Source organism: Mangrovihabitans endophyticus (genome assembly GCF_014646155.1).
Classification (GTDB): domain Bacteria; phylum Actinomycetota; class Actinomycetes; order Mycobacteriales; family Micromonosporaceae; genus Actinoplanes; species Actinoplanes endophyticus.
In genome coordinates, this window is record NZ_BMMX01000005.1 from 67,701 (window position 1) to 89,052 (window position 21,352).

At 70.6% G+C, this 21,352-nt stretch carries 21 protein-coding genes; 8 read left to right on the forward strand and 13 right to left on the reverse strand.

The genetic code is table 11. The annotated features are described in order from the left end of the window. Positions 1 to 7 precede the first annotated feature (7 nt). The 7 genes from IEY73_RS09280 to IEY73_RS09310 form a co-directional block, all read right to left on the reverse strand. The gene (locus tag IEY73_RS09280; protein ID WP_189078711.1) at positions 8 to 1,021 is read right to left on the reverse strand and encodes an ABC transporter ATP-binding protein; all 1,014 of its coding nucleotides are present in this window, start codon (positions 1,019 to 1,021) and stop codon (positions 8 to 10) included. Continuing rightward, entirely contained in the window at positions 1,018 to 2,097 is a 1,080-nt protein-coding gene (locus IEY73_RS09285) for an ABC transporter permease (protein ID WP_189078712.1), read from the reverse strand. The genes IEY73_RS09280 and IEY73_RS09285 overlap by 4 nt, the downstream gene beginning before the upstream one ends. Then, positions 2,097 to 3,077 carry an ABC transporter permease gene (locus IEY73_RS09290; protein WP_189078713.1) on the reverse strand — a complete coding sequence of 327 codons (981 nt, stop codon included), beginning with the start codon at positions 3,075 to 3,077 and terminating at the stop codon, positions 2,097 to 2,099. The genes IEY73_RS09285 and IEY73_RS09290 overlap by 1 nt, the downstream gene beginning before the upstream one ends. Further along, complete coding sequence (locus IEY73_RS09295) at positions 3,074 to 4,216, reverse strand: ABC transporter ATP-binding protein (protein ID WP_189078714.1); 1,143 nt, start codon at positions 4,214 to 4,216, stop codon at positions 3,074 to 3,076. The genes IEY73_RS09290 and IEY73_RS09295 overlap by 4 nt, the downstream gene beginning before the upstream one ends. Before the next feature lie 85 nt (positions 4,217 to 4,301). Then, the gene (locus tag IEY73_RS09300; protein ID WP_189078715.1) at positions 4,302 to 5,987 is read right to left on the reverse strand and encodes an ABC transporter substrate-binding protein; all 1,686 of its coding nucleotides are present in this window, start codon (positions 5,985 to 5,987) and stop codon (positions 4,302 to 4,304) included. Between the two features lie 102 nt (positions 5,988 to 6,089). Continuing rightward, a complete protein-coding gene (locus IEY73_RS09305) occupies positions 6,090 to 7,112 on the reverse strand; it encodes a LacI family DNA-binding transcriptional regulator (protein ID WP_189078716.1) in 1,023 nt (340 codons plus the stop codon). Positions 7,113 to 7,386: 274 nt separating this feature from the next. Continuing rightward, on the reverse strand, positions 7,387 to 8,229 hold the full coding sequence (locus IEY73_RS09310) for an NAD-dependent protein deacetylase (protein ID WP_306661479.1): 843 nt from the start codon (positions 8,227 to 8,229) through the stop codon (positions 7,387 to 7,389). A 108-nt stretch (positions 8,230 to 8,337) separates the two neighbouring features. Here IEY73_RS09310 and IEY73_RS09315 point away from each other — a divergent pair, with 108 nt between their 5' ends. The 3 genes from IEY73_RS09315 to IEY73_RS09325 all read left to right on the forward strand — a co-directional run bounded on the left by IEY73_RS09315 (position 8,338) and on the right by IEY73_RS09325 (position 10,954). Then, the gene (locus IEY73_RS09315; RefSeq protein ID WP_189078718.1) at positions 8,338 to 8,871 is read left to right on the forward strand and encodes a hypothetical protein; all 534 of its coding nucleotides are present in this window, start codon (positions 8,338 to 8,340) and stop codon (positions 8,869 to 8,871) included. Positions 8,872 to 9,029: 158 nt separating this feature from the next. Beyond that, on the forward strand, positions 9,030 to 9,833 hold the full coding sequence (locus IEY73_RS09320) for a hypothetical protein (RefSeq protein WP_189078719.1): 804 nt from the start codon (positions 9,030 to 9,032) through the stop codon (positions 9,831 to 9,833). 80 nt (positions 9,834 to 9,913) lie between these two features. Further along, a complete protein-coding gene (locus IEY73_RS09325) occupies positions 9,914 to 10,954 on the forward strand; it encodes an App1 family protein phosphatidate phosphatase (RefSeq protein ID WP_229715717.1) in 1,041 nt (346 codons plus the stop codon). 23 nt (positions 10,955 to 10,977) lie between these two features. On the opposite strand, the gene IEY73_RS09330 is transcribed toward IEY73_RS09325, so the two are convergent. Then, positions 10,978 to 11,148, reverse strand: coding sequence for a hypothetical protein (locus tag IEY73_RS09330; RefSeq protein ID WP_189078721.1), 171 nt, complete (start codon positions 11,146 to 11,148; stop codon positions 10,978 to 10,980). A gap of 18 nt (positions 11,149 to 11,166) precedes the next feature. Here IEY73_RS09330 and IEY73_RS09335 point away from each other — a divergent pair, with 18 nt between their 5' ends. The 3 genes from IEY73_RS09335 (at position 11,167) to IEY73_RS09345 (ending at position 15,262) form a co-directional block, all read left to right on the forward strand. Further along, a complete protein-coding gene (locus IEY73_RS09335) occupies positions 11,167 to 11,823 on the forward strand; it encodes a hypothetical protein (protein ID WP_189078722.1) in 657 nt (218 codons plus the stop codon). 154 nt (positions 11,824 to 11,977) lie between these two features. Continuing rightward, positions 11,978 to 12,826, forward strand: coding sequence for a sigma-70 family RNA polymerase sigma factor (locus IEY73_RS09340; protein ID WP_189078723.1), 849 nt, complete (start codon positions 11,978 to 11,980; stop codon positions 12,824 to 12,826). A 105-nt stretch (positions 12,827 to 12,931) separates the two neighbouring features. Further along, positions 12,932 to 15,262, forward strand: a complete 2,331-nt coding sequence (locus IEY73_RS09345; RefSeq protein ID WP_189078724.1) for a HelD family protein — start codon at positions 12,932 to 12,934, stop codon at positions 15,260 to 15,262. 29 nt (positions 15,263 to 15,291) lie between these two features. On the opposite strand, the gene IEY73_RS09350 is transcribed toward IEY73_RS09345, so the two are convergent. Then, positions 15,292 to 16,176, reverse strand: a complete 885-nt coding sequence (locus IEY73_RS09350; protein ID WP_189078725.1) for a sigma-70 family RNA polymerase sigma factor — start codon at positions 16,174 to 16,176, stop codon at positions 15,292 to 15,294. Between the two features lie 178 nt (positions 16,177 to 16,354). Between IEY73_RS09350 and IEY73_RS09355 the strand changes: the two genes are divergently transcribed. Next, a complete protein-coding gene (locus tag IEY73_RS09355) occupies positions 16,355 to 16,855 on the forward strand; it encodes a DUF456 domain-containing protein (RefSeq protein WP_189078726.1) in 501 nt (166 codons plus the stop codon). 16 nt (positions 16,856 to 16,871) lie between these two features. Here the strand turns inward: IEY73_RS09355 and IEY73_RS09360 are convergent, their stop codons facing one another. After that, a complete protein-coding gene (locus IEY73_RS09360; protein ID WP_189078850.1) occupies positions 16,872 to 18,173 on the reverse strand; it encodes a D-alanyl-D-alanine carboxypeptidase family protein in 1,302 nt (433 codons plus the stop codon). A 50-nt stretch (positions 18,174 to 18,223) separates the two neighbouring features. Further along, a complete protein-coding gene (locus IEY73_RS09365; protein WP_189078727.1) occupies positions 18,224 to 18,652 on the reverse strand; it encodes a hypothetical protein in 429 nt (142 codons plus the stop codon). 348 nt (positions 18,653 to 19,000) lie between these two features. Between IEY73_RS09365 and IEY73_RS09370 the strand changes: the two genes are divergently transcribed. Further along, positions 19,001 to 19,354 carry a histone-like nucleoid-structuring protein Lsr2 gene (locus tag IEY73_RS09370; RefSeq protein WP_189078728.1) on the forward strand — a complete coding sequence of 118 codons (354 nt, stop codon included), beginning with the start codon at positions 19,001 to 19,003 and terminating at the stop codon, positions 19,352 to 19,354. Positions 19,355 to 19,564: 210 nt separating this feature from the next. On the opposite strand, the gene IEY73_RS09375 is transcribed toward IEY73_RS09370, so the two are convergent. Beyond that, positions 19,565 to 20,026: a MarR family transcriptional regulator gene (locus IEY73_RS09375; protein WP_189078729.1), complete on the reverse strand. Its 462-nt coding sequence runs from the start codon at positions 20,024 to 20,026 to the stop codon at positions 19,565 to 19,567. Positions 20,027 to 20,110: 84 nt separating this feature from the next. Then, positions 20,111 to 21,250, reverse strand: a complete 1,140-nt coding sequence (locus IEY73_RS09380; protein WP_229715697.1) for a PP2C family protein-serine/threonine phosphatase — start codon at positions 21,248 to 21,250, stop codon at positions 20,111 to 20,113. Positions 21,251 to 21,352 lie beyond the last annotated feature (102 nt).

A 21,352-nucleotide genomic window follows, 5' to 3' on the forward strand; every position in this document is an offset into this window, starting at 1 on the left:
CGTGTGGTCAGCCGACCGGCTCGCGGACCGGGTGCAACCAGCACGCGACGCTGCGCGTGCCGCCGTCCGGGGTGTCCGGGTGGCCCAGCGCCGGGATGGTCTCCGCGCACGGGTCGAACGCCTTGGGGCACCGCGGATGGAACGAACAGCCGGTGGGCATGGCCTTGAGGTCCGGCGGGGACCCCGGGATGCCGGCCAGCTCGCGCCGGGGACCGCGCAACGCCGGGAACGACCCCAGCAACCCTTCGCTGTACGGGTGCAGGGAATCCTTGTACAGCGCGGTGGCCGGTGCCTCCTCGACGATCCGGCCGCCGTACATGATGGCGATCCGGTCCGAGAACTCCACCAGCAGCGACAGGTCGTGGGTGATGAAGATGACCGAGAAGCCGAGACGCTCGCGCAGCTCGATCAGTTGGCCCAGGATCTGCCGCTGCATCACCACGTCCAGCGCGGTGGTCGGCTCGTCCATGATGACCACCTGGGGCTGCAGGATCAGCGCCATGCCGATCATCACCCGCTGGCGCATGCCGCCGGACAACTGGTGCGGGTACGCCTCCATCCGGTCCGGCGAGATGCCCACCAGCTTCAGCATCTCCCGGCAGCGGGCGTTGCGCGCGTGCGCGGACATCTTCGGATCGTGCGCCTGCAACACGTCGTTGAGCTGGGTGGAGATCTTGTGCACCGGGTTCAGGGAGTTCATCGCGCCCTGGAACACGATCGCCGTCTCGGCCCACCGGAAACCGCGCAGATCGTTGTCGGACAGCGACAGCACGTCGTACGGTTCGCCGTCGGCCGGGTGGTAGATCACCGAGCCGCCGCTGATGGCTCCGGGCGGGGCGAGCAGGCGGGTCATCCCGTACGCGAGGGTGGACTTTCCGGACCCGCTCTCGCCGGCCAGGCCGAGCACCTCGCCGCGGTGCAGGGTCAGGCTCACGTCGCGCACGGCGTGCACCGCCTGCGGGCCCAGGCCGTAGTCGACGTTCAGGTTGCGGATCTCCAGGACCGGTTCGCTCGTCGTCATCGCGCGGTCTCCTTCCGGTGCACCGGGGTGGCGCCGTGGGGGTTGATGCTCGGCACCGGCCGCGCGTCGGCGTGTGCCGGGGCCTCCAGCACCGGCGTGAAGCCGACGCGCATCCGCACCGTACGACCGGAGGCGGTCTTCACCTTGGTCTTGCCGGCGCTGCGCAGGCGCGGGCTGACGAACTCGTCGATGGCGAAGTTGACAAGCGATAGCGCGGTGCCGAGGAAGGCGATCGCCAGGCCAGCCGGCACGAACCACCACCAGGCGCCCTGGGCGAGCGCCTGCTGGCCCTGCGCCCAGAACAGGATGGTGCCCCAGTTCCAGGTGGTGTTGGAGGTGACGCCGATGAACGCCAGGGTGATCTCGGAGAGCACCGCGAAGATGACCGTGCCGACGAAGCCGGAGGCGATCACCGCGGTCAGGTTCGGCAGGATCTCGAAGAGGATGATCCGCCAGGTCTTCTCGCCGGTGGCGCGGGACGCCTCGACGTAGTCGCGGCGGCGCAGGGACAGGGTCTGCGCGCGCAGCACCCGCGCGTTCCACGCCCAGGAGGTGAACCCGATCACCAGTGCGACAAGCAGGTCGTTGGCGCTCTCCAGCACCGACGTGATGATGATGATCAGCGGCAGCGCGGGGATCACCAGGAAGACGTTGGACAGCGCCGACAGGCCGTCGTCGGTGGCGCCGCCCAGGTAACCGGCGGTGACGCCGATCAGCACGGACAGGATGGAGGCGACCACACCGGCCAGGAACCCGACCATGACGACCGTGCGGCAGCCGACCAGCACCTGGCTGAACACGTCCTGGCCGAGGTGCGTGGTGCCGAACCAGTGCGCCGCGGACGGCGGCTGGATCAGGTCGTTGCTGCGCGCCCCCGGATCGTACGGCGCGACCCACGGGCCGATGATCGCGAACAGGATGTAGATGCCCAGAATGACGATGCCGGTGGCGGCCTTGCCGTTGGCCAGGAACCGGAAGCGCTGCCGCTTGGGCTTGGGCGGCTTCGTGGTGTCGGCCGGCATGGCCGCGCCCTCCGGGGTGTTCTGTTCCAGGCTGGAGGTGGGGATGCTGGTCATCAGCCCTCCTTGCGGGTGCGCGGGTCGAGGAGCAGGTACGCGATGTCGGCCAGCAGATTCGCCACCAGCACCGAGATCGTGATGACCAGGAAGATGCCCTGCATCAGCGGGTAGTCCTTGGCGCCCAGCGCCAGGAAGAGCTGGAAACCGAGACCGGGGTAGGAGAACACGATCTCCACCAGCAGCGTGCCGCCGACGATGAACCCGAGCGACAACGCGAAGCCGGAGACGTTGGGCAGCAACGCGTTGCGGGCCGCATAGCTCAGCGCCACCCGGCGGTCGGAGAGGCCCTTGGCGTGCGCGACGGTGATGTAGTCCTCGGAGGCGACGGTGACCATCATGTTGCGCATGCTCAGGATCCAGCCGCTGACCGAGGAGATGAGGATGGTCGCGGCCGGCAGCAGGCTGTGCTTGATGGCGCTGGGGATGAAGTACTGGTCCCAGGCGGGCACCAGCCCGGGGGTGAAGCCGCCGGAGGAGGGGAAGAAGCTGCCCGGTCCGGTGAGCAGATAGATCGCGATCAGGCCGAGCCAGAAGTACGGCACGGACGACAGGAACGTGGTCACCGGCAGCAGGCCGTCGGTCCACGACCCGCGCCGCCATCCGGCCAGCACGCCTAGTCCGGTGCCCAGGAAGAAGCTGATCACCGTGGTGATGCCGACCAGGGCGAGGGTCCAGGCGATGGAACCGCTGATCACCTCGGAAACCGGGGTCGGAAAGAAGGTGAACGACAGGCCCAGGTCACCGTGGAACAGTTGCTTCCAGTAGTCCAGATACTGGCCCCAGATGCCCTTATCGTTGTCCAGGCCGAAGAGCACGTACAGGGAATTGATCGCCTGCGTGCTCATCTGTCCCTGGAACTTGGTGATCAGCGACTGCACCGGGTCGCCCGGCACCATCCGCGGGATGAAGAAGTTGAGCGTGATCGCGGCCCACGCGGTGAAGACGTAGAACGCGATGCGCTGCAGCAGATATTTCACCGGGCCTCCCCTGTGGACGGTGCTGCGGTGGCGGGCTGCGGTGCGGTCTCGCCGCCGGCCCCGGTGGCCGCGGCGGACCCGGGCGGTTGCGCCGCCACGGTTGCCTCGTCGTACAGCCAGCAGGCGGCCCAGTGGCCGGGTTTGTCGCCGATCTCGATCGGGGTCGGCAGATCCGTGGTGCACCGGGGCATCGCCATCGGGCAGCGCGGGTGGAACCGGCAGCCGGCCGGCGGGTGGATCAGGCTGGGTGGCTCGCCGTTGCCGCGGTCGGTGCTGTCGGACGCCATGTTCTCGATCCGGTCCGGGTCGGGCGCGGAGTCGATGAGCAGCCGGGTGTACGGGTGGGCGGGGGACTGGGTCACCGTCTCGCTGTCGCCGGCTTCCACCATCCGGCCGGCGTACATCACCATCGTCTCGTCGGCGAAATAGCGCGCCGACGCGATGTCGTGGGTGATATAAAGAATCGCCAGGTTGAATCGTTCCTTCAGATCGCGCAGCAGGTTCAGCACGCCCAGCCGGATCGAGACGTCCAACATGGACACCGGCTCGTCGGCCAGCAGCGCCTCGGGGTTCGCGGCGAGCGCGCGGGCGATGGCGACGCGCTGGCGCTGCCCGCCGGACAGCTCATGCGGGAACTTGTCCAGATAGCGCTCCGGCGGCGTCAGCGCTACGCGGTCGAGCAGCTCGTGCAGGGCCCGTTCCAGCTCGGCGGTGTCGGAACCGGCATGCTGGTGGATGCGCAGCGCGCGGGTCAGGTGATACCGGATGGTGTGCACCGGGTTCAGCGAGGCGAACGGGTCCTGGAAGACCATCTGCACCCGGGTGGCGTACTGGCGGAAGGCCCTGCCGCCCTTCACCGTGGTCGACGCACCGTGCAGCTTGATGTCGCCGTCGGTGCGCGGGTACAACTGCGCCAGCAGCCGGGCCACGGTGGACTTCCCGGACCCGGACTCGCCGACCAGCGCGACCACCCGGCCGCGGCGCAGGGCGAGATGCACATCGTCGACGGCGTGTACCGCGCTGCTGGTCCGGCTCATGAGGCTGCGCAGGTTCCGGCGGACGGGGAAGTGCTTGGTCAGGCCGACGGCCTCAAGCACCACCTCGCTGGCCGGAGCCTCGGTGTCATGGCTCAACGTCATGCCGTGTTCCTCTGTAGGGGGATGAGGGATCGGCGCCGCGCCGGGCGCCCGGACAGGAGATGCTGTCCGGGCGCCCGGCGTGCGATCAGGAGTTGGCGGGCTTCAGGTGCAGGACGACGTCCAGCGCGTACGGCTGGGTCGGCTGCTGACCGGCGTACGGGTCGGAGTCCGACGGCCAGCCGGTCCAGTACTTGTCGTTGTACGCGGCGCCGACGTTGTCCGCGCCGACCGGCAGCATCGGGGCCTGCTCCACGAAGATCTTCTCGATCGTGGCCAGGGCGGCGGTGCGGCCCGCGTCGTCCGCGGCGTTCGCGTACTGCTTCAGCGCGGCGGTCGCCTCGGGGCTGTCGAACCGGCCGAAGTTGCCCTGCTGTGCGGCGGTGCCGATGGGCTTCATCAGCGCACCGTCCATCACCGTCTGGTACAGGTCCCACGGCGTGGCGCCACCGTTGGTCCAGCGCATGCTGGCCTCGAAGCTGCCCTTCTGGATGTTGGCGTCCCAGACGTCCTGGTTGGGCTTTTCGACGGTGGCCTTGATGCCGATCTGCGCCAGGTTGCTCTTGATGATCTCCAGCGTGGTCTGGTAGTCCGACCACGGACCCGGGTCGCTGAGCTTGATGGTCACCGGCTTGCCGGACTTGTCCTTCAGGGTGTCGCCGTCCATTGTGTAGCCCGCGCCGGTGAGCATCGACTTGGCGCCGGCCACGTCGACCGAGAACGTCTTGCCCTTGTAGTCGGCCGAGATGTACGCGTCACCGGCGGGCGTCGGCAGACCGGTGACGCTCTTGATCTCCGGGTGGAAGTAGCCGGCCTCGGCCTGGTTGAAGATGTCCGTACGGTTGATGACCATGTTCATGGCCTGCCGCAGCGTCGGGTCGTCGAACGGCTTCTTGGTGGTGTTGATGTAGAGGCCGTGGATGCCCAGCACACCCGGCGCCCAGACCTTGTGGTGCTCCGGGTCCTTGGCGACGAAGACCTGCTTGTAGTTCGGGATGAAGACGAAGCTCCACTCGCATTCGCCGTTGGCCAGCGCGGTCGACTGGGTGTCGTTGTTGGAGTACGACGTGTACCGCAGCTCCTTGACCTGGGGCAGGTCCTGCCAGTAACCGCCGTCGCGCACGGCCAGGGTGGCGCCCTGCGCGGTGTAGGACTTCAGCGTGTACGGGCCGCTGCCGACCGGGTTCTTGTTGGTGTCCGTGGCCGGGTCGGAGATCTTCTCCCAGACGTGCTTGGGCACGATGACGTAGTTCGCCAGGATCTTGTTCTGGTAGACGAACTGCGACGACGGGAACGTCATCTTGACGTGGTTGCCGTCCTGGGTGATGTCGCCGAACGAGATGGCGTGGAAGTTGAGCGCGTCATTGCTCTTCAGCAGGTTGTATGTGTAGGCGACGTCCTCGGCGGTCAGCTTCTCGCCGTCCGACCAGGTCGCGTTGTCGCGGACCGTGATGTCCACCGACTTGTAGTCGTCGGCCCACTTCACCTCGCTGGCCAGCCACGGCTTGGCGGGCTCGGCCGGCTTGACCGGGTTCCACATCAGAAGGGGCTCGTAGATCATCCACTTGTAGCCCAGCGCGTTCGCCGACGAGGTTCCGACGAACGGGTTGTTGTTCTCCGGCTGCGTGCCGTTCGGCATGCCGACGGTCAGGAACGAGCGCGCCGCGCCGCTGTTGTTCTGCTTGTTGGCATTCGGCGAGTCACTGCACGCGGCGAGCCCGCTGCCGACGAAGACGCCGGCCGCGGCGACCGCGAACAGTTTCCTTCTTTGCATCGTGAAATCTCCTCGGTGTTGCGGATTCGGGGTGAGAGGTGCCCGAGGTGAGGGCTGCCGGAGGACCGGCGAACATGGTCTGTGCGTCGGGGACGGATCGGGTCAGGGGTGCGTGGCCTCGGGCTCCGCCCCGGTCGAGGCGCGGGCCGTGAAGGTGGCCGGAATGACAGTCGGTCGGTTCGGCAGGGGCGTGCCTTCGAAGTGGGCGAGCAGCATGCGCGCGGCCGCCTCACCCATCTCGCGCAGGGGTTGGTGCACGGTGGTCAGCGGCGGCTGGGTGTGCGCCGCCAGGGGAATGTCGTCGAAGCCGACCAGCGCCACGTCCTGCGGGATGCGCCGGCCGCTGTCCAGCACCGCCTGCATGGCGCCGGTGGCGGACAGGTCGTTGTGCGCGAACACGGCGTCGAAGTCGACACCGGTCTCGATCGCGCGCTGCACCCCCTCGAAGCCGCAGGCGATGGTGAAGTCGCCGGGCAGCACCCGCTGCGCGGCGATCGGGTGGCCGGCCTCGGCGAACGCGGCGGCGAAACCGTCCAGACGCTGCACGGTGCAACCGAACCGTTCCGGGCCGGCCACCACGAGGGGCTTGGTGCGGCCGATGGACAACAGGTGGCGGGCGGCGGCGCCGGCGCCGGTGTGGTTGGTGGTGCCGACGCTGGGAATCTGGCCGGGCTGGTGGTCGCGGTCGTCGATGAGCACCACGGGCAGGCCGCGGGCGTGCAGGGTGGCGATGTAGTCGAGGGTGCCCTCGGGCTCGATCACCAGGAGGCCGTCGAAGGACTTCGCGGACACTTGTGCGCCGAATTGGCGCATCGATTCGGCTCCACGGTTGCAGGTGAACAGGAGGAGGCCGTAGCGTTCCGTCTCCAGCACGTCGACCGCACCCTGCAACACCTCGCCGATCCACGGCCAGGTGAGGGAGGGCACCAGCATGCCGACCACGCGGGTGCGTCCGCGGGCCAGGCCGACGGCGCGGGAGCTGGGCACATAGCCGAGTTCCTCGATGACCTTCCGGACCCGGGCGGCGGTGGATTCGTCCAGCTCACCCTTGCCGTTGAGCACCCGGGACACGGTGGTCTTGCTGACCTTGGCCCGGGCCGCCACGTCGGCGATGGTGATTGGCACTGGTCCTCCGAGGGGTGTAACCGCCCGGTTAAACCGCAGTTTCGGAACCGGTTTCGGGAGCGGTTCCGGAAGTTAACGCCAGTGAGCCCGGTCACGTCAACATGTAAGAACCTTTATTTAGGTTTCAGGACGGTAACCGCGCGGCTTGGTGATCGTTTCGGGTCGTGATTCCATGGCACAATGCCGCCGCCGTCGTTCATGTCGGACATGGTGGGCTTGACCGTTGTCCCGGCTCCGGGCGCGCGGGCTCCGGGAACAGCGTGTCTGCGCGCGGCTAGAAGGTGTCTGCGCGGTCCATGTGGCGCACCAGTTCCGGCAGCGCTTCGCCGAGCGCCGCGTCCAGGATCAGGTTCGCGTAGGGCTCGCCGCGGGTGACACCCTGATTCACGATGGCCACGCGAATGCCGTTGCGTGCCGCGCGCAACACGAAGCGCCGACCGGACATGACGGTCAGCGATGATCCCAGCACCAGGAGCGTACGGGCGGATTCCACCAGCGCGAAGCTGCGGCCGACCCGGTCCGGCGGGACCGTCTCGCCGAAGTAGACGACGTCGGGCTTGAGCATGCCGCCGCAGGCGGCGCAGTCGACGACCACAAAATCGTCGAGTTCGGCGTCGTCGATCTCCACGTCGCCGTCCGGATTGATCGCGGACACCGTGGCCGCGAAACCGGGGTTTGCCGCGTTCATCCGGCCGGTGTGCGCGGCCCGCGGCATCGACATGCCGCATCGCAGGCAGATGATCCGGGACAGGTTCCCATGCAGCTCGATCACGTCCCGCGCGCCGCCGGCCTGATGCAGGCCGTCCACGTTCTGCGTGATGATGCCGTCCAGCACGCCGGCTTCCTGCAGGGCCGCGACGGCCCGGTGCCCCGCGTTGGGCTGCGCGTCGCCGATGGTGCGCCACCCGAGGTGGCTGCGCGCCCAGTAACGGCGGCGGGCGACCGGATCGCGAGTGAACGTCTGGTAGGTCATCGGCGTGGCCCGGCGCGCCATGCCGGACGGTCCCCGATAGTCGGGGATGCCGGACTCGGTGGACAAGCCCGCGCCGCTGAGCACCACGACGCCGCCGTCGCCGACCCACGTGGCCAGCTCGCCGATCCGTTCGTTGTTCACCACGCCATTGTTCCTCGCCGGGAGGGACACAGCCGTCTGTTCCTCGCCGGGAGGGACACAGCCGTCGGCGGCAGCGGATACAAACTAGACGACACGCGGTAAATTGGCGTGATGGCGATCGGCGGGGTGCAACCGCCCGGAGGCGAGCGAGGGCTCGACGCCGGGTCCGCCAGCTCTGCCCACTCGCATGATGCCCGCCTGTCGTACCGTCGCGACGACGGCTCGCGCACCGGCATGCATTCGCTGCTGAGGTTCCTCGCCGGGCTCGCCCTGCTGGCGCTCGCGTTCGCGTTCCGCGCCGGCATCGATACCTCCGGTGTCACCGCCGGACACGTCGACGCGCTGCGGTCGTGCGCCAGCGCGCCCGCGAGCGCCCGCGCGACGCAGGAGCCCGCCGACGCCGCGGCGGTCCCCGACGCCGCAGCCCCGGACGCCGCGGCGGTCTCTGACGCCGCGGCGGCCTCTGACGCCGCGGCGCGCCCGGCCGCAGCCGACGACCATCTCGCCAAGAGCGGCGTGCCCTGCGACGCCGTCGGTCTTCTCGCGGCCGATGTCGCCACCGTCCCTTCGGTGCCGGAACCGGGTGCGCCACCGGCCGGGCGAGATGCGGGCGCGCAGGCCCCGCGCGCTCCGCCGCGCGCCTGACACCAGGCCGAGTCTCACGCGCACCGGAACCCGCCGGCGACCCGCGTCGCCCGCGGCCGGCCCGGACGCGTCGCCCGTGGCGGCACGCTCAGGTACCGCCCGGGAGAAAACCGTCGCCCCGCATCACCGAAACGGACGTCCCCTCGGAGTGTGCCGTCATGGAAACCACCCTGCACAGCTTTCTGCTCGCCGTACCGCAAGCCGCCGCCATCTGGATGCTTCTGTTGTTGGTGGCGGTCGCCGCCCTGGCCCTGCTCGCGTTGCCGGACCGCCGGCCGGAGGCCGCCGCATCGGTACGCCACACGCCCGGCTTCCCGGCGGGCAGCGGCCCCGGCGGGCCGCCCGGCGGGGTGGCCGGGGAAACGCCGGACGACGAGGTGCGGTACGAGTCCGAGCTGGCGGTGGCGACGGATCGAGCCGCCACCACTGCCACGCGGATGCGCACGCAGTGGGAACTCGCCCAGGAGGCGGTGGACACCGCATGGGCGGCGTACGAGGACGCGGACACCGCCGCCCGCCGGGTCATCGCGGCGACGGCGTACCCGGTCCGGCGCGCGCGGCGCTCCCGGGACGAGCGCGCGGACCGCGAACGCTTTTTGCACCACGCCGCGCTCGCCGCGTGCCGCAACCGGCAGATCTCCATCGCCCAGTTGAATGACGTGCTGGCGCATCGCGGGTGGGACGCCCGGTTGCATCCGGTGATGCAGGAGGCGGCGCTGTGTCGTGCCGTCCGTGCGCACCGGTTCGCGTGCTATCAGGCGGCGGTGGCGGCGGAACGCGATGCCTGGGCGGAGTCGGAGCGTGCCGCGGAGGCGTTGCGCGGCCTGCGTACCGAGCAGCGGCTGGTGGGTGCGACGGTGAAGACCGACTGGTGGGCGGAGCAGTGGGCGACCACGCAGCCACTGCCCGTGGCGCGTCCCGTCGGCTCCACTGTGGATGGTGTTCACCCGATTGCTGCGTGACGGTCGTTTCGGGGCGCGCCCGGTGGCTTCTCCGGGTACGGTCACAAGGGCAGACGCAGGCCGATCGGCAGGAGGGCATGGTGGCGTCGAACCCGTCGGTCGAGGTGTCCGCGGCCCCGTTGCACCGGGCCGCGCGCATCGAGGACGCCCTCCACGAGGTCGTGGTGCGCCTGTTGCGCCAGCGCGGCTGGCGGCCGGTCATCACGGCCTACACCGGCTATGGCGGGCCGGGCTGGGCGCGGGTGATGGCTCGCGTCGTGCTGACCCGCCGGATGCAGGAGCGCAAGCGACTGGAAAAGGTCCGCGGATGGCGCAGCTTCACCACGTCGCCGGTGAACCACGCCCCGGTGATCATCCAGATCGGTGACCGGTTGCATGAGACGCACACCGATCGCAGCGGCTATGTCGACTGTCGCGTCGAGGGGGACCTGACACCCGGTTGGGCGAGTGTGCGGATCAGCACCGAGGGTGCCGCGCCGGTGGAGGCGCCGATCCGGGTGGTCGATCCGGGTGTGAAATTCGGCGTGATCTCCGACATCGACGACACGGTGATGGTGACCGCATTGCCACGTCCGCTGCTCGCGGCCTGGAACACGTTCGTGCTCGACGAGCATGCCCGGGTTCCGGTGCCCGGCATGGCGGTGCTCTATGAGCGGTTGATCACCGCCAACCCGGGCGCGCCGATCTTCTATCTGTCGACCGGGGCGTGGAACGTCGCGCCGACGTTGAGCCGATTCCTCTCGCGCAACCTCTACCCGGCGGGGCCGCTGCTGCTCACCGACTGGGGGCCGACGCCGGACCGGTGGTTCCGCAGCGGTTCGGAGCACAAGCGGAACACCCTGCGCCGGCTGGCCACCGAGTTCCCGGACATCAAATGGCTGCTGATCGGCGACGACGGCCAGCACGACCAGGAGATCTATTCGGAGTTCGCGCACACCTTCGCGGAAAACGTGACGGCCGTCGCGATCCGCCGGTTGTCGCCCACGCAGGCCGTGCTCGCGGGTGCCATTCCGGGGCCGTCGGGCAATCCCGAAGCGGTCGGTTCGGGCGGCAAGACGTGGTTTTCCGCGCCGGACGGCGCCGGGTTGTGGTCCCTGCTGCGGGACACCGATGTCGTCTGACTGCCCGGCCGGAGCTCGCCCGGCTATTCGGCAGGCGTGGTGGTGTGCTCGACGGCGTCCACCCGTGCGTGCAGCCGCTCCCGGATCTGCTCCGGCGTGTATTGCCGCCGCTGCCTCTCGGCGCGCGCCAGCACCACTCCCGTGGCCGCCACGCCCGCCAGTCCCGCCAAGCCCGCTACCTTCCACCACCGCATCTCATCGAGGATAGACGCATGGTTGCCGAGATCGGCCTGGACGAGGCCATGGACTTGACGCGTACGGGTGATGTCTGGATTTTCCGGGGCCGGTCCGCTCCGGACCGGGCCATCCAGACGCTGACCAACAGCCCGGTGAACCACGTCGGCATGACGCTGGCGGTCGAGGACATGCCGCCGCTGATGTGGCACGCCGAACTCGGCAAATCGTTGCCCGACCTGTGGTCGGGGACCTTCCAGCGCGGTGTGCAACTGCACGACCTGCGGGACGCGGTGACGGTGTGGGCACGCCGGTACGGGCAGCGCGCCTGGCTGCGGCAGTTGGAGCAGCCGGTGCCCGCGGAGATGGAGGATCGCGCGCTGCAGACGGTGGCCCGTTTGGACGGCACCCCGTTCCCGTCCTCGGCGCGGTTGGCCCTGCGCTGGTTGCGCGGCCGGGTGCCGGCGACGCGGTGGCGCCGGGCCGGTGACGTCGTGGATCAGGCGGCTCTGGAGACGGCCTACTGCGCCGAGGTGGTCGCGGTTACGTACGAGCAGATGGGTTTGCTGCCGTCGGGACGGCAGCCGCACTGGTATGACCCGGGTCGCTTCTGGAGCGGCGACGACCTCCGCCTGTGCGACGGATACCGGCTGGGCGACGAGATCGCGGTGGCCGTGCCGACGGCCCGGAAATAGCGCACTCCACGACGGAGCGACCGACGCTCGTCACGGCCGAAGCGGGCGTCCGCAACCGTTTCGCACCCGCTCGGGATCCGCCCCGCACCCGCCGGGACGGACATTTCTCCTCAGTGCCGGGATTCCCCCTCCCGGCCGACGCGAGGAGACCCCCATGAGTCGTGCAGCGGCGGCCGATCGTCGAGGCGAGGATGTGGTGCGGGCGCACATGCCGCTCGTCGGTCACCTGGTCCGCGAGATGTTGTCCCGCGTACCCACCCACGTCAACCGTGACGACCTGCTCAGCGCCGGCTACGCGGCGCTGGTCGCGGCGGCGCGCGGCTTCGACGCCGATCGGGGGGTGCCGTTCGCCCGTTTCGCCGCTGCCCGGGTGCGGGGCGCCTTGCTGGACGAACTGCGCGGCATGGACTGGGCCAGCCGGTCGGTCCGCCAGCGCGCCCGGCGCACCGACATGGCGCGTCAGGAACTCACCGCCGAACTGGCCCGCACGCCGAGCGCGACCGAGGTGGCCGAGCGGCTCGGGTGTTCGGTCGAGGATCTCGCGGCGGCCGACGATGACGTGCACCGTGCCATCGTGTTCAGCCTGCAGGGGTTCGCCACCGGGGGAGCGGAGTCGATGGTCGCCGAGCCGAGCGCCGGGCCCGAGGAGCTGCTGATCCGGCGAGAGCGGCTGGGATACCTGCGGCATGCCGTGGAGGTGCTGCCGGAGCGGTTGCGCGCCGTGGTGATCGGATACTTCTTCGAGGAACGTCCGATGGCCGACATCGCCGCCGATCTCGGCGTCACCGAATCGCGGGTGTCCCAGTTGCGCGCCGAGGCGCTGACCCTGTTGCGGGACGGGCTCAACGCGCACCTGGACCCGGCGCTGGCCGCGCAGAACCCGCCGAAGGAGGGATGTGTGGCACGCCGACGGGCGGCCTATTACGAGCGGATCGCCGCGCACGGCACCCTGCAGAGCCGGCTCGCGGTCACCGGCCCGGACGGCCTGCCGGTCGCCGCCTGAGCGGATCCCGGTCGCCGCCGGGGCGGATCACCGCGTCGCCCGTACGCTATCCTGAGCGTTTGCAAGCAACAAAAAAAGGCGCCGATCACGGGCGCCGCGCTCAGGATGCTACCACGCTGGGGAGGCGCATTGTCAAGGTCCGTCGCCGTCACCGACGACATGGGTGCCGAACAGACCTATCTCGACGGGCTCTACGAGCGGCTTGACCAGTTGCGTGCGCAGGCCGACGGCCGGTTGCGGGAGATCCTGCTGGAAAGCGGCGGCACCCCGCAGGGCCGGTCGCAACGGGACGCCGTGCGCAGCCACTACACCGAGCAGCTCGCGCAGATGAACGCGGTGGAGAACGCGCTGTGCTTCGGCCGCCTCGACTTCGCCGCACAGAGCCCGCGCTACATCGGCCGCATCGGGTTGTTCGCCGAGGACCGCGACCGCGACCCGCTGCTGATCGATTGGCGCGCCCCGGCGGCGCGCCCGTTCTATCTGGCCACCGCGGTGTCCCCGGACGGCGTCACCCGCCGGCGTCACCTGCGGACCCGCGGCCGCGAACTGCTCGGCATCGACGACGAGGTGCTGGACCTGGCGGCGGCGAACGGCGACGGGCGCGAGGACCTGACCGGCGAGGCGGCGCTGCTGTCCGCGCTGACCGCCAACCGGACCGGGCGGATGCGCGACATCGTCGAGACCATCCAGGCGGAGCAGGACGAGGTGATCCGGTCCGTGCTGCCGGGCGTGCTGGTCGTGCAGGGCGGTCCGGGCACCGGCAAGACGGCCGTGGCGTTGCACCGCGCGGCATACCTGCTGTACACGTACCGGCAACAACTCACCCGACAGGGCGTGCTGATCCTCGGGCCGAACCCCACGTTCCTGCGATACATCTCGCAGGTTCTGCCGTCGCTCGCGGAGACCGGCGTGCTGCTGGCCACGCTCGGCGACATGTTCCCCGGCGTGCGCGCCCGCGGCGCCGAGCCGTCGCCGAGCGCCGCGCTCAAGGGCGAGCCGGCGATGCTGCCGGTGCTCGCCGCCGCAGTGGCGGACTGGCAGACCGTGCCGCACGACCACGTCGAGGTCGACCACGACGGTTATCCGCTGCGCATCGACCGCGCCGTCTGCGAGGACGCCCGCGCGGCGGCCCGGCGCTCCGGGCGTCCGCACAACATCGCCCGCGCCCACTTCGTCACCGAGGTCGTCCACGCGTTGTCGGTGCAGATCGCCGAGCGCATCGGCGCGGACCCGCTGGGCGGCGAGAACCTGCTGTCCGAGGCGGATCTCGCGGAGACCCGGCGGGAGCTGCGTGAGGACGCCGATGTGCAGGCGGCACTCTTCGAGATGTGGCCGCTGCTGACGCCGCGCCGGGTGCTCCGCGAGCTGCTCACCGATCCGGACCGGCTGGCCTCGGCCGGCGCGTCGCTGACCGCCGCGCAGCGGGAGATGCTGTTGCGCCCGGCGGGCAGCCCCTGGACGCCCGCGGACGTGCCGTTGCTGGACGAGCTGGCCGAGCTTCTCGGCGAGGACGACACGTTGCGCCGGCGCAGCGCGCAACGACAACGGCAGCAGGCGGTCGAGTACGCCGAGGGCGTACTGGAAATCGTCGAGGGATCCCGGTCGCTGGACTTCGAGGACGAGGAGGAGGAGATCCTGTCCGCGGTCGACGTGGTCGACGCGAGCGCGTTCGCCGAGCGGTACGCCGACGTGGACACCCGCAGCACCGCGGAACGTGCCGCGGCGGACCGGACCTGGACCTTCGGCCACGTGATCGTGGACGAGGCGCAAGAGCTGTCGCCGCTGGCCTGGCGGATGCTGATGCGCCGGGTGCCGAGCCGGTCGATGACCGTGGTGGGTGACGTGGCGCAGACCTCGGATCTGGCCGGCACGACCACATGGGATCAGGTCTTCGAGCCGTACGTGGCGCAGCGCTGGCGGCTGACCGAGCTGACCGTGAACTACCGCACGCCGGCCGAGGTCATGGCGGTGGCGGCCGACGTGCTGGCCGCGATCGATCCGGGTCTGCAACCGCCGCGATCGGTGCGGTCGGCCGGCGAGATGCCGTGGGCCGAGCCGGTCGCGCCCGGCGCGCTCGCCGGCGCGGTGGTCTCGGCGGTACGCCGTGAGGCCGGCGCGGTCGGCGACGGGCGGCTGGGCGTGCTGGTCCCGGAGGCGCTGGAGGACGAGATCGGCGAGTCCCTCACCGCGGCGATTCCGCAGGTGGCCGTGGGTGAGCAGCCGGACTTGCGGCATCGCGTCGTGGTGATGACGGTGCGCCAGGCCAAGGGGCTGGAATTCGACACGGTGATCGTGGCGGAACCCGACCGGATCATCGGCGAGTCGCCGCGCGGGCTCAGCGACCTCTACGTCGCCATCACCCGGGCCACCCGCCGATTGGGCATTCTGCACAGCGCGGACTTGCCCAAACAGCTCTCCGCCGTGCTGCCGGCCTGATCCCGCACCGGGATCAGGCCGGGCCGGGCCTATGACACCGTCGCGGAGTGCGGCATGCCCTGGACGGTGGTCATCGCCAGCCGGGTCCGCACCGTGGTGTTGTCGCCGATGGCCGCGTAGTACGACGCCCGCCGCCGCGCGGTGATCGATTCCGGGTTCTCCGGCACCGGTGCCAGGTGCGGGTCCAGGTGGGTGTTGAGACCGTCCTTGAGCAGCGACAACGCCTCGGCGCGTAGCTGGCTGACCCGGCTCTCGGTGACGCCCAGGTCGGCGGCGATGTCCGCCATCGGGCGCTCGTTGAGGAAATACTCGGTGACCACCAGTTGCAGCCGCTCCGGCAGCGCGGAGACGGCGTGGTGCAGGTAACCGATCTGCTCGCGGCGCAGCAGCATGTCCTCCGGGCCGGGGGCGCCGTCGGCGACCAGATCGTCGGCGCTGGCCGTGGTGAAGCCCTGCAACGACAGCACGGTCGCGCGCTGCACGTCGGTGTCGGTCTGGTGCAGCTCGGTGGTGGTGGTGCCCAGCGCCTGGGCGAGTTCCTCGGGGGTGGGTGTGCGGCCGAGCGCGGTGGTCAGGTTCTGCCGGGTGAGGTCGGTGGTCCGCGCCCGGGTCCGCACCGAGCGGGTGGCCCAGTCCAGCGACCGCAGTTCGTCGAGGATCGCGCCGCGGATGCGCGTGGTGGCGAAACGGTGGAACGGGATGCCGCGCTGCGGGTCCCAGCCGCGCGCCGCGGTCACCAGGCCGTGCAGGCCGGCGCTGGTGAGGTCGTCGCGGTGCACGTGGCTGGGCACCCGGCTGAGCATGTCGCGCACCAGGTGGCCGACCAGCGGCATGTGCTCGCGGATCAGCGCTTCCTGGTCGTGGTCGGACAGCGTGGTGACGGTGTCGGCGTCGGGCATGGCGGTGCTGGTCATCTGATCCCCCGTGTGGTGACGATGGCCGGAAGCAAGGCGGCATCGGCTGACATGAGGAACTCTCGGCGACCAGGAGTGCACCCTCCGTTGATGAAGGGTTGCGCGGTGGTTGTACCCGCCCGGCCTGATGCACGGGCCGGATGTGCGGGCCGGGGTGAGCTGAGGCAGGGTGAGCGGCATGGATCTGTCCGACACCGGCGCCACGATCACCCTGATCTCCGGGCTCGTGGTGCTCACCGGCGTGCTCGGTGTGGTGATCCCGCTGCTGCCCGGCTTGGTGCTGTGCTGGCTGGGCGTGCTCTGCTGGGCACTGCTCGGCGACGCCGGCGCCGGCCGGTGGTTGGCGCTCGCGCTGGCAACGGTGGTCGCCGCGGCTGGGCTGCTGACCAAATACCTGTGGCCGGGGCGTCAGATGCGCAATGCCGGCGTCCCGATCGCCTCGATGCTCACCGGCGGGGTGCTGGGCGTGGTCGGCTTCTTCGTGGTGCCGGTGGTGGGCCTGGTGCTCGGATTCGTGCTGGGCATCTGGATCGCCGAGCGTGCGCGGCTCGGCCCCGGCCGGGCGTGGCCGTCGACCCGAGGAGCCCTCGCGGCCGTCGGGATGTCGTTGCTGATCGAGTTCGCCGCCGCGCTGGGGGTGGCGGTGATCTGGGTGTTCGGTCTGGTCCTGACGAGCTGAGCGCGCCCCTCGCCGGTCAGGATCTCAGCGCGGTACGCGGTCTGCGCCGCACCCGGCGCCGACGACGGCGCTGGGTGAGCAGCAGCAACAGGGGAGTGGCCGCCAGGATGACCGCGACGGCCGCGGCCGCGCCCAGCGACAGCAGGCGCGGTGGGGCGTCGTCGCGCGCCGCGGTCGTCGACACGCCGTCCGCGGACCGGGCCGGGGCGGGTGCCGGCGCCGCGGCGCCGCCGTCCGCCGACGCGAGCGGCTGGGCCGCCTGCGGATCGACAAGCTTGCCCACGGAGGCGTCACGCGGCAGGGAGAAGCCCCAGTCGAGCAGCGCGGCGCCCTGCTGCCAGCCCCGCAACGGCTGCGCCTCGGCGCCCAGCAACGTCGCCACCAGCCGTCGCCCGTCACGCTCCGCGGCACCCACATAGCTGTGCCGGGCCAACTGCGTGAATCCGGTCTTGCCGCCCAGCGCACCCTTGTAGTTGTCGATCAGGCGGTTCTCGTTCTGGAACTGGAAACCGCCCGTCTTCGGCTTCTTCTGGGCGGGCATGTTCGCGGTACGCGTCAGGGCGTACTTGCGGAAGTCCGACCGGTCGAAGCACACCCGCGCGATGAGCGCCAGATCGTATGCGCTGGTGAACTGCCCCGGGCCGTCCAGGCCGGAGGGGGTGACCGCATGCGTCTGGAAGGCGCCCAGATGCTTGGCCGTGTCGTTCATCGCGGCGACCGTGGCGGCCACCCCGCCGCCGTCCGTGTCGCCGCCGACCCGGGCGAGCGCGTTGGCCGCGTCGTTGCCCGAGTTCAGCAGCAGGCCCAGCCACAGCGTCGACACCGGGTACTTGCCTCCGGCGACCAGGCCGACGGCGGAGCTGCCGGGCTCGATGTCCAGATCCGCCCGGGTGACGGTGACCGTCGCGTCCGGGTCGAGTTTGGGCATCACGGTGGCGACCAGCAGCAGCTTCTGCACGCTGGCCGGGGTGCCGTAGACGTGCGGTCCGCAGCCGCCCAGCACCTCACCGGTGTCCAGGTCGGCGACCAGCCAGCTCGTGGCGGTCAACGCCGGAGGGGCGGGCGATCCGGACGGCACCACCAAACCGTCGGTGGACAGGGCGTCCCCGCCGACCGCGCGCAGCGCGGGGTCGTCCGGCGGCGGAACCGGGCGAGCCGGGCGGCCGGGCGGTGGTTTGACGTCGGGCTTGGGGCACGGCACCGTCTCGGGTGCGGCGGCGGCCCGCGCGGATATGGCGGCCCGCGCCGGGACGGCCGCTTGCGCCGGGGCAGCGGCCCGTGCCGGGGCGGCGGTGGTCAGCAGCACGGCAGCGGTCATGGTCACCGCGGCGGTCCGCCAACTCGTCAGGTGGGAGGTGGAGCCGAACGTCACGGCCAGGTGACTCCTGCGTCGAGCCGGCGCGTCAGCAACTGCGCCAGGGGGATGGTCTCACCGTCGCCGCCGCCCGCGCCGACCACGAGCCGGGGGAGGCTCGGCGCGATCTCGGCGCCGGTCAGGCGGGCCCGCAGCGATGCGGGTACGGACAGGACGTAATACCGGCCGTCTTCGCCGACGGCCACCGAACGATTGCGTTTCAGGTACCAGCCCCGCAGACGAGTGCGGTACGTGGCGTTGCGGTCGACGGCACGCACCCGCAGCGGGCCGGGGGTGAGCCCGCGTGCCGAGGCCTCCCGGACGAAGTCGGCGAGTAGCGCGGCGGCACGCTCGGCCTCGGCCTCCCGATCCGCGGAGAGGGCGGCGGCGTGCCCGGCGACGGCCTGCTTGCGCCGTTCGGTCCAGGCACGGTTGTCGTCCATGGCATCGACCCTAACGTCTGTCCGGAGCGCGTATCCATCGAGCGGCGCTCGCCCGCCGGGATGTACGTGTGTGGCGGCCCGCGCGTTCAGAGCGGTGAGCAAGACGTCGGTGTTCGACGGCGGCGACGGCCCGTGCGCCGGCGCCGGTGCTCGGCGCGGGCGGCTTGGTGCGCATCGCCCGCCGTGCGTATTCGGCACAATGCTGTCAAGCAATTCTGCTGCCAGGATGGCCGATGGTCCGCCGGGATGGCGATGAGAATTGATTGTCAAATTTACCGGAAGAGTTGCGCAAGCGCTTCGGCGCGCGGGAGACTGGGCGCGGTTATTACACAAGCGGCGGGAGTCGGCATGGCGCGGCAAGTAATCACCACTCTCATCGACGATCTGGACGGAAAGACCGCAGACCGAACCGTCGAGTTCAGCCTGGACGGGACCAGCTACACGATCGACCTTTCCGAGGCGAATGCGGGGAGGCTGCGGAAGGCACTGGATCCGTTCATCGCTGCGGGAACGCGCGTGGGCCGGGGCGGCGGGCGCGGCCCGAAGCGCACATCGGCGGCGTTCGGCGGTCGCAGCGCCAGCAGTCGAGACGAGAACAAGGCGATTCGCGACTGGGCACTGCGGAACGGGCACCAGATCTCCGAGCGCGGGCGCATTCCGAGCAGCGTGAGCGACGCCTACCGGGAGGCCCACGGCCGCTGAGCGCCGATCATTGCATTACGGCGGCATGCCGTGGGATTTCCTGGATGTGTGCACCGAATGAGCAGGAAAGGTGCCTTACCGCGGCGCGGGACGACCGTTTTCGCACCTGAGGCGACCGCTGCCGGGGGATTCGAGCGTGCGCCGGCCGGCGGTGAGAATGCGTGGCCGGGCGAGGCTAAAGCGGGCGGCGATGGCCACGGCCTAAGGGGCTCAGGCAGACCGTAGTGTGTCGCCGTCCGCCTCCGCCGGCGTTGCGGCCGCGTCGAACGCCTGGAGCGCGCGGACCAGTTCCTGCCGTCCGGCGAGGCTCATCCGTTCCAGGACTTCGGCGAGCGCCGCACGCCGCCGCTCGTGCAGTTGATCCAGCAGCCGCAGGGCCGCCGGGGTGAGCGTCAGCCGCACCTCGCGGCGATCCCGCGGGTCGGCCACCCGGCGCAGCAGGCCGGTGGCTTCCAGCCGGTCGCACAGGCGGCTGGCCGAGGACGGCACCACCTCCAGGGTCTCGGCGAGGCGGCTCATGTTCGTGTGCCGGTTGTCGGCGATGATGGTGAGCACCCGTAACTGCGCGGGTGGCACCGCCGGCGACTGCGCCAGCCGCGCGCTTTCCAACACTCCTACCAGCGAGTCCACCGACGACTCCACTGCCGTGGCGAACTCCGAGACGCGCTCCATGCCGGTCCTCTGCGCTCTGTGGCCAAACGGTTGACGAGGCGGTCCATCCGCCACTTCAGCGGCGGTCGAAGCCGAGCGGACTCCTCAGCGCCGCCAATCCAGGCAGACCATGACGGCGTCATCCTCCTGGTCGGCCCCCGCATGATAGTCGCGAAGCCCACGCATCACCGTACCGACCGCCTCGGTGGCGGGCTGCAGTCGCGTCCCGCGCAGCGCGGCCGGGAGGGCGGCATGCCCGTACGGCTGACGACCGCGCGGCACCGCTGCGTGCACTCCGTCACTGACGATGAGCATCCGGTCGCCCGGTTGCAGGTGGAATTCCTGGGTCTCGTAGCGGGTCTCGGCGAACATGCCCAGCGGCAGTTGCTGCTCCAGGGACACCGGCCGGATCTCCCCGTCGCGGGCGATCATGGCCTGCGGCGAGCCGGCGTCCACCGCGTCGACGCGCCCGCTCATCAGGTCCAGCTCCAGCAGCAGCGTCGCGGTGTGCATCGCCCCTCCGTGCCGGGCGTACACCGCGTCGGAGGCCAGCTCGGCCTGCTCCACGATGCCGGCGCCGGAGCGGCGCGCGTTGCGCATGGCGTTCACCGAAGTGGTGGTCAGCAGCGCGGCCGGCAGCCCGTCGCCGAACCCGTTGAGCACGGTCACGGTCAGCCGGTCGCCGGTGACCGACCAGTCGAAGTGGTCGCCGTGCACGTCGTACGCCGGTTCGAGCTGCCCGGCGACCAGGAAGCGCGGATCGCCGAGCGAGCGTCCGGGCAGCAGGTCCCATTGCAGCTCGGCGGCCATGGTGAGACGTTCCCGGCGTTGCACCCGGCGGTACCGGTCGGTATCCCGCTCGGCGGCGCGCAGCGCGACCGCGAGCTCGTCGGCCACCAGGGCGAGTTGGTCGACCAGGGCCTTGTCGACCGCACGGCCGGTTTCCACGAACAACACGCCGAGCCGATCGCCGAATGCGGTGATCGGCAGATGCACCCGCCCCGGATCGCCGACGCGTTCGGTCACCGGGAGCTGGCTGCCGAAGCAGCGCTGGCTCATCGGGCCGCCGGCCGGCCGATGAGGGTCGAGCGCCGGCCACAGCCCGGACATGGTCAGATCGCTCAGCAGCATCTCGACCCGGTCGGCGGCGGCTTCGGTGCGCAGGTGCTGCGCCACCACCTCCCCGAGCCGGTCAGGTGGCGCCGCGCGCAACAGCGCCCCGAGGGGCGTCGGACTGTCGGACAAACTGGCCTCTCCTCGTTCTCCGGGCACGGTTACGTCGGCCGGTAAGCGACGATCTTCTCGTCGTCGTACGGCAATATTTGCTACGGAGCAAGGAGGATAGGG

What these genes read in the sequence shown, in the direction of transcription:
- IEY73_RS09365 (WP_189078727.1), bottom strand. Translation starts at nt 18,652, where the DNA reads ATGGACGACAACCGTGCCTGGACCGAACGGCGCAAGCAGGCCGTCGCC.
- IEY73_RS09340 (WP_189078723.1), top strand. Translation starts at nt 11,978, where the DNA reads ATGAGTCGTGCAGCGGCGGCCGATCGTCGAGGCGAGGATGTGGTGCGG.
- IEY73_RS09360 (WP_189078850.1), bottom strand. Translation starts at nt 18,173, where the DNA reads ATGACCGCTGCCGTGCTGCTGACCACCGCCGCCCCGGCACGGGCCGCT.
- IEY73_RS09330 (WP_189078721.1), bottom strand. Translation starts at nt 11,148, where the DNA reads ATGCGGTGGTGGAAGGTAGCGGGCTTGGCGGGACTGGCGGGCGTGGCG.
- IEY73_RS09285 (WP_189078712.1), bottom strand. Translation starts at nt 2,097, where the DNA reads ATGACCAGCATCCCCACCTCCAGCCTGGAACAGAACACCCCGGAGGGC.
- IEY73_RS09300 (WP_189078715.1), bottom strand. Translation starts at nt 5,987, where the DNA reads ATGCAAAGAAGGAAACTGTTCGCGGTCGCCGCGGCCGGCGTCTTCGTC.
- IEY73_RS09320 (WP_189078719.1), top strand. Translation starts at nt 9,030, where the DNA reads ATGGAAACCACCCTGCACAGCTTTCTGCTCGCCGTACCGCAAGCCGCC.
- IEY73_RS09335 (WP_189078722.1), top strand. Translation starts at nt 11,167, where the DNA reads ATGGTTGCCGAGATCGGCCTGGACGAGGCCATGGACTTGACGCGTACG.
- IEY73_RS09370 (WP_189078728.1), top strand. Translation starts at nt 19,001, where the DNA reads ATGGCGCGGCAAGTAATCACCACTCTCATCGACGATCTGGACGGAAAG.
- IEY73_RS09375 (WP_189078729.1), bottom strand. Translation starts at nt 20,026, where the DNA reads ATGGAGCGCGTCTCGGAGTTCGCCACGGCAGTGGAGTCGTCGGTGGAC.
- IEY73_RS09315 (WP_189078718.1), top strand. Translation starts at nt 8,338, where the DNA reads ATGGCGATCGGCGGGGTGCAACCGCCCGGAGGCGAGCGAGGGCTCGAC.
- IEY73_RS09350 (WP_189078725.1), bottom strand. Translation starts at nt 16,176, where the DNA reads ATGACCAGCACCGCCATGCCCGACGCCGACACCGTCACCACGCTGTCC.
- IEY73_RS09345 (WP_189078724.1), top strand. Translation starts at nt 12,932, where the DNA reads ATGCTACCACGCTGGGGAGGCGCATTGTCAAGGTCCGTCGCCGTCACC.
- IEY73_RS09355 (WP_189078726.1), top strand. Translation starts at nt 16,355, where the DNA reads ATGGATCTGTCCGACACCGGCGCCACGATCACCCTGATCTCCGGGCTC.
- IEY73_RS09280 (WP_189078711.1), bottom strand. Translation starts at nt 1,021, where the DNA reads ATGACGACGAGCGAACCGGTCCTGGAGATCCGCAACCTGAACGTCGAC.
- IEY73_RS09295 (WP_189078714.1), bottom strand. Translation starts at nt 4,216, where the DNA reads ATGACGTTGAGCCATGACACCGAGGCTCCGGCCAGCGAGGTGGTGCTT.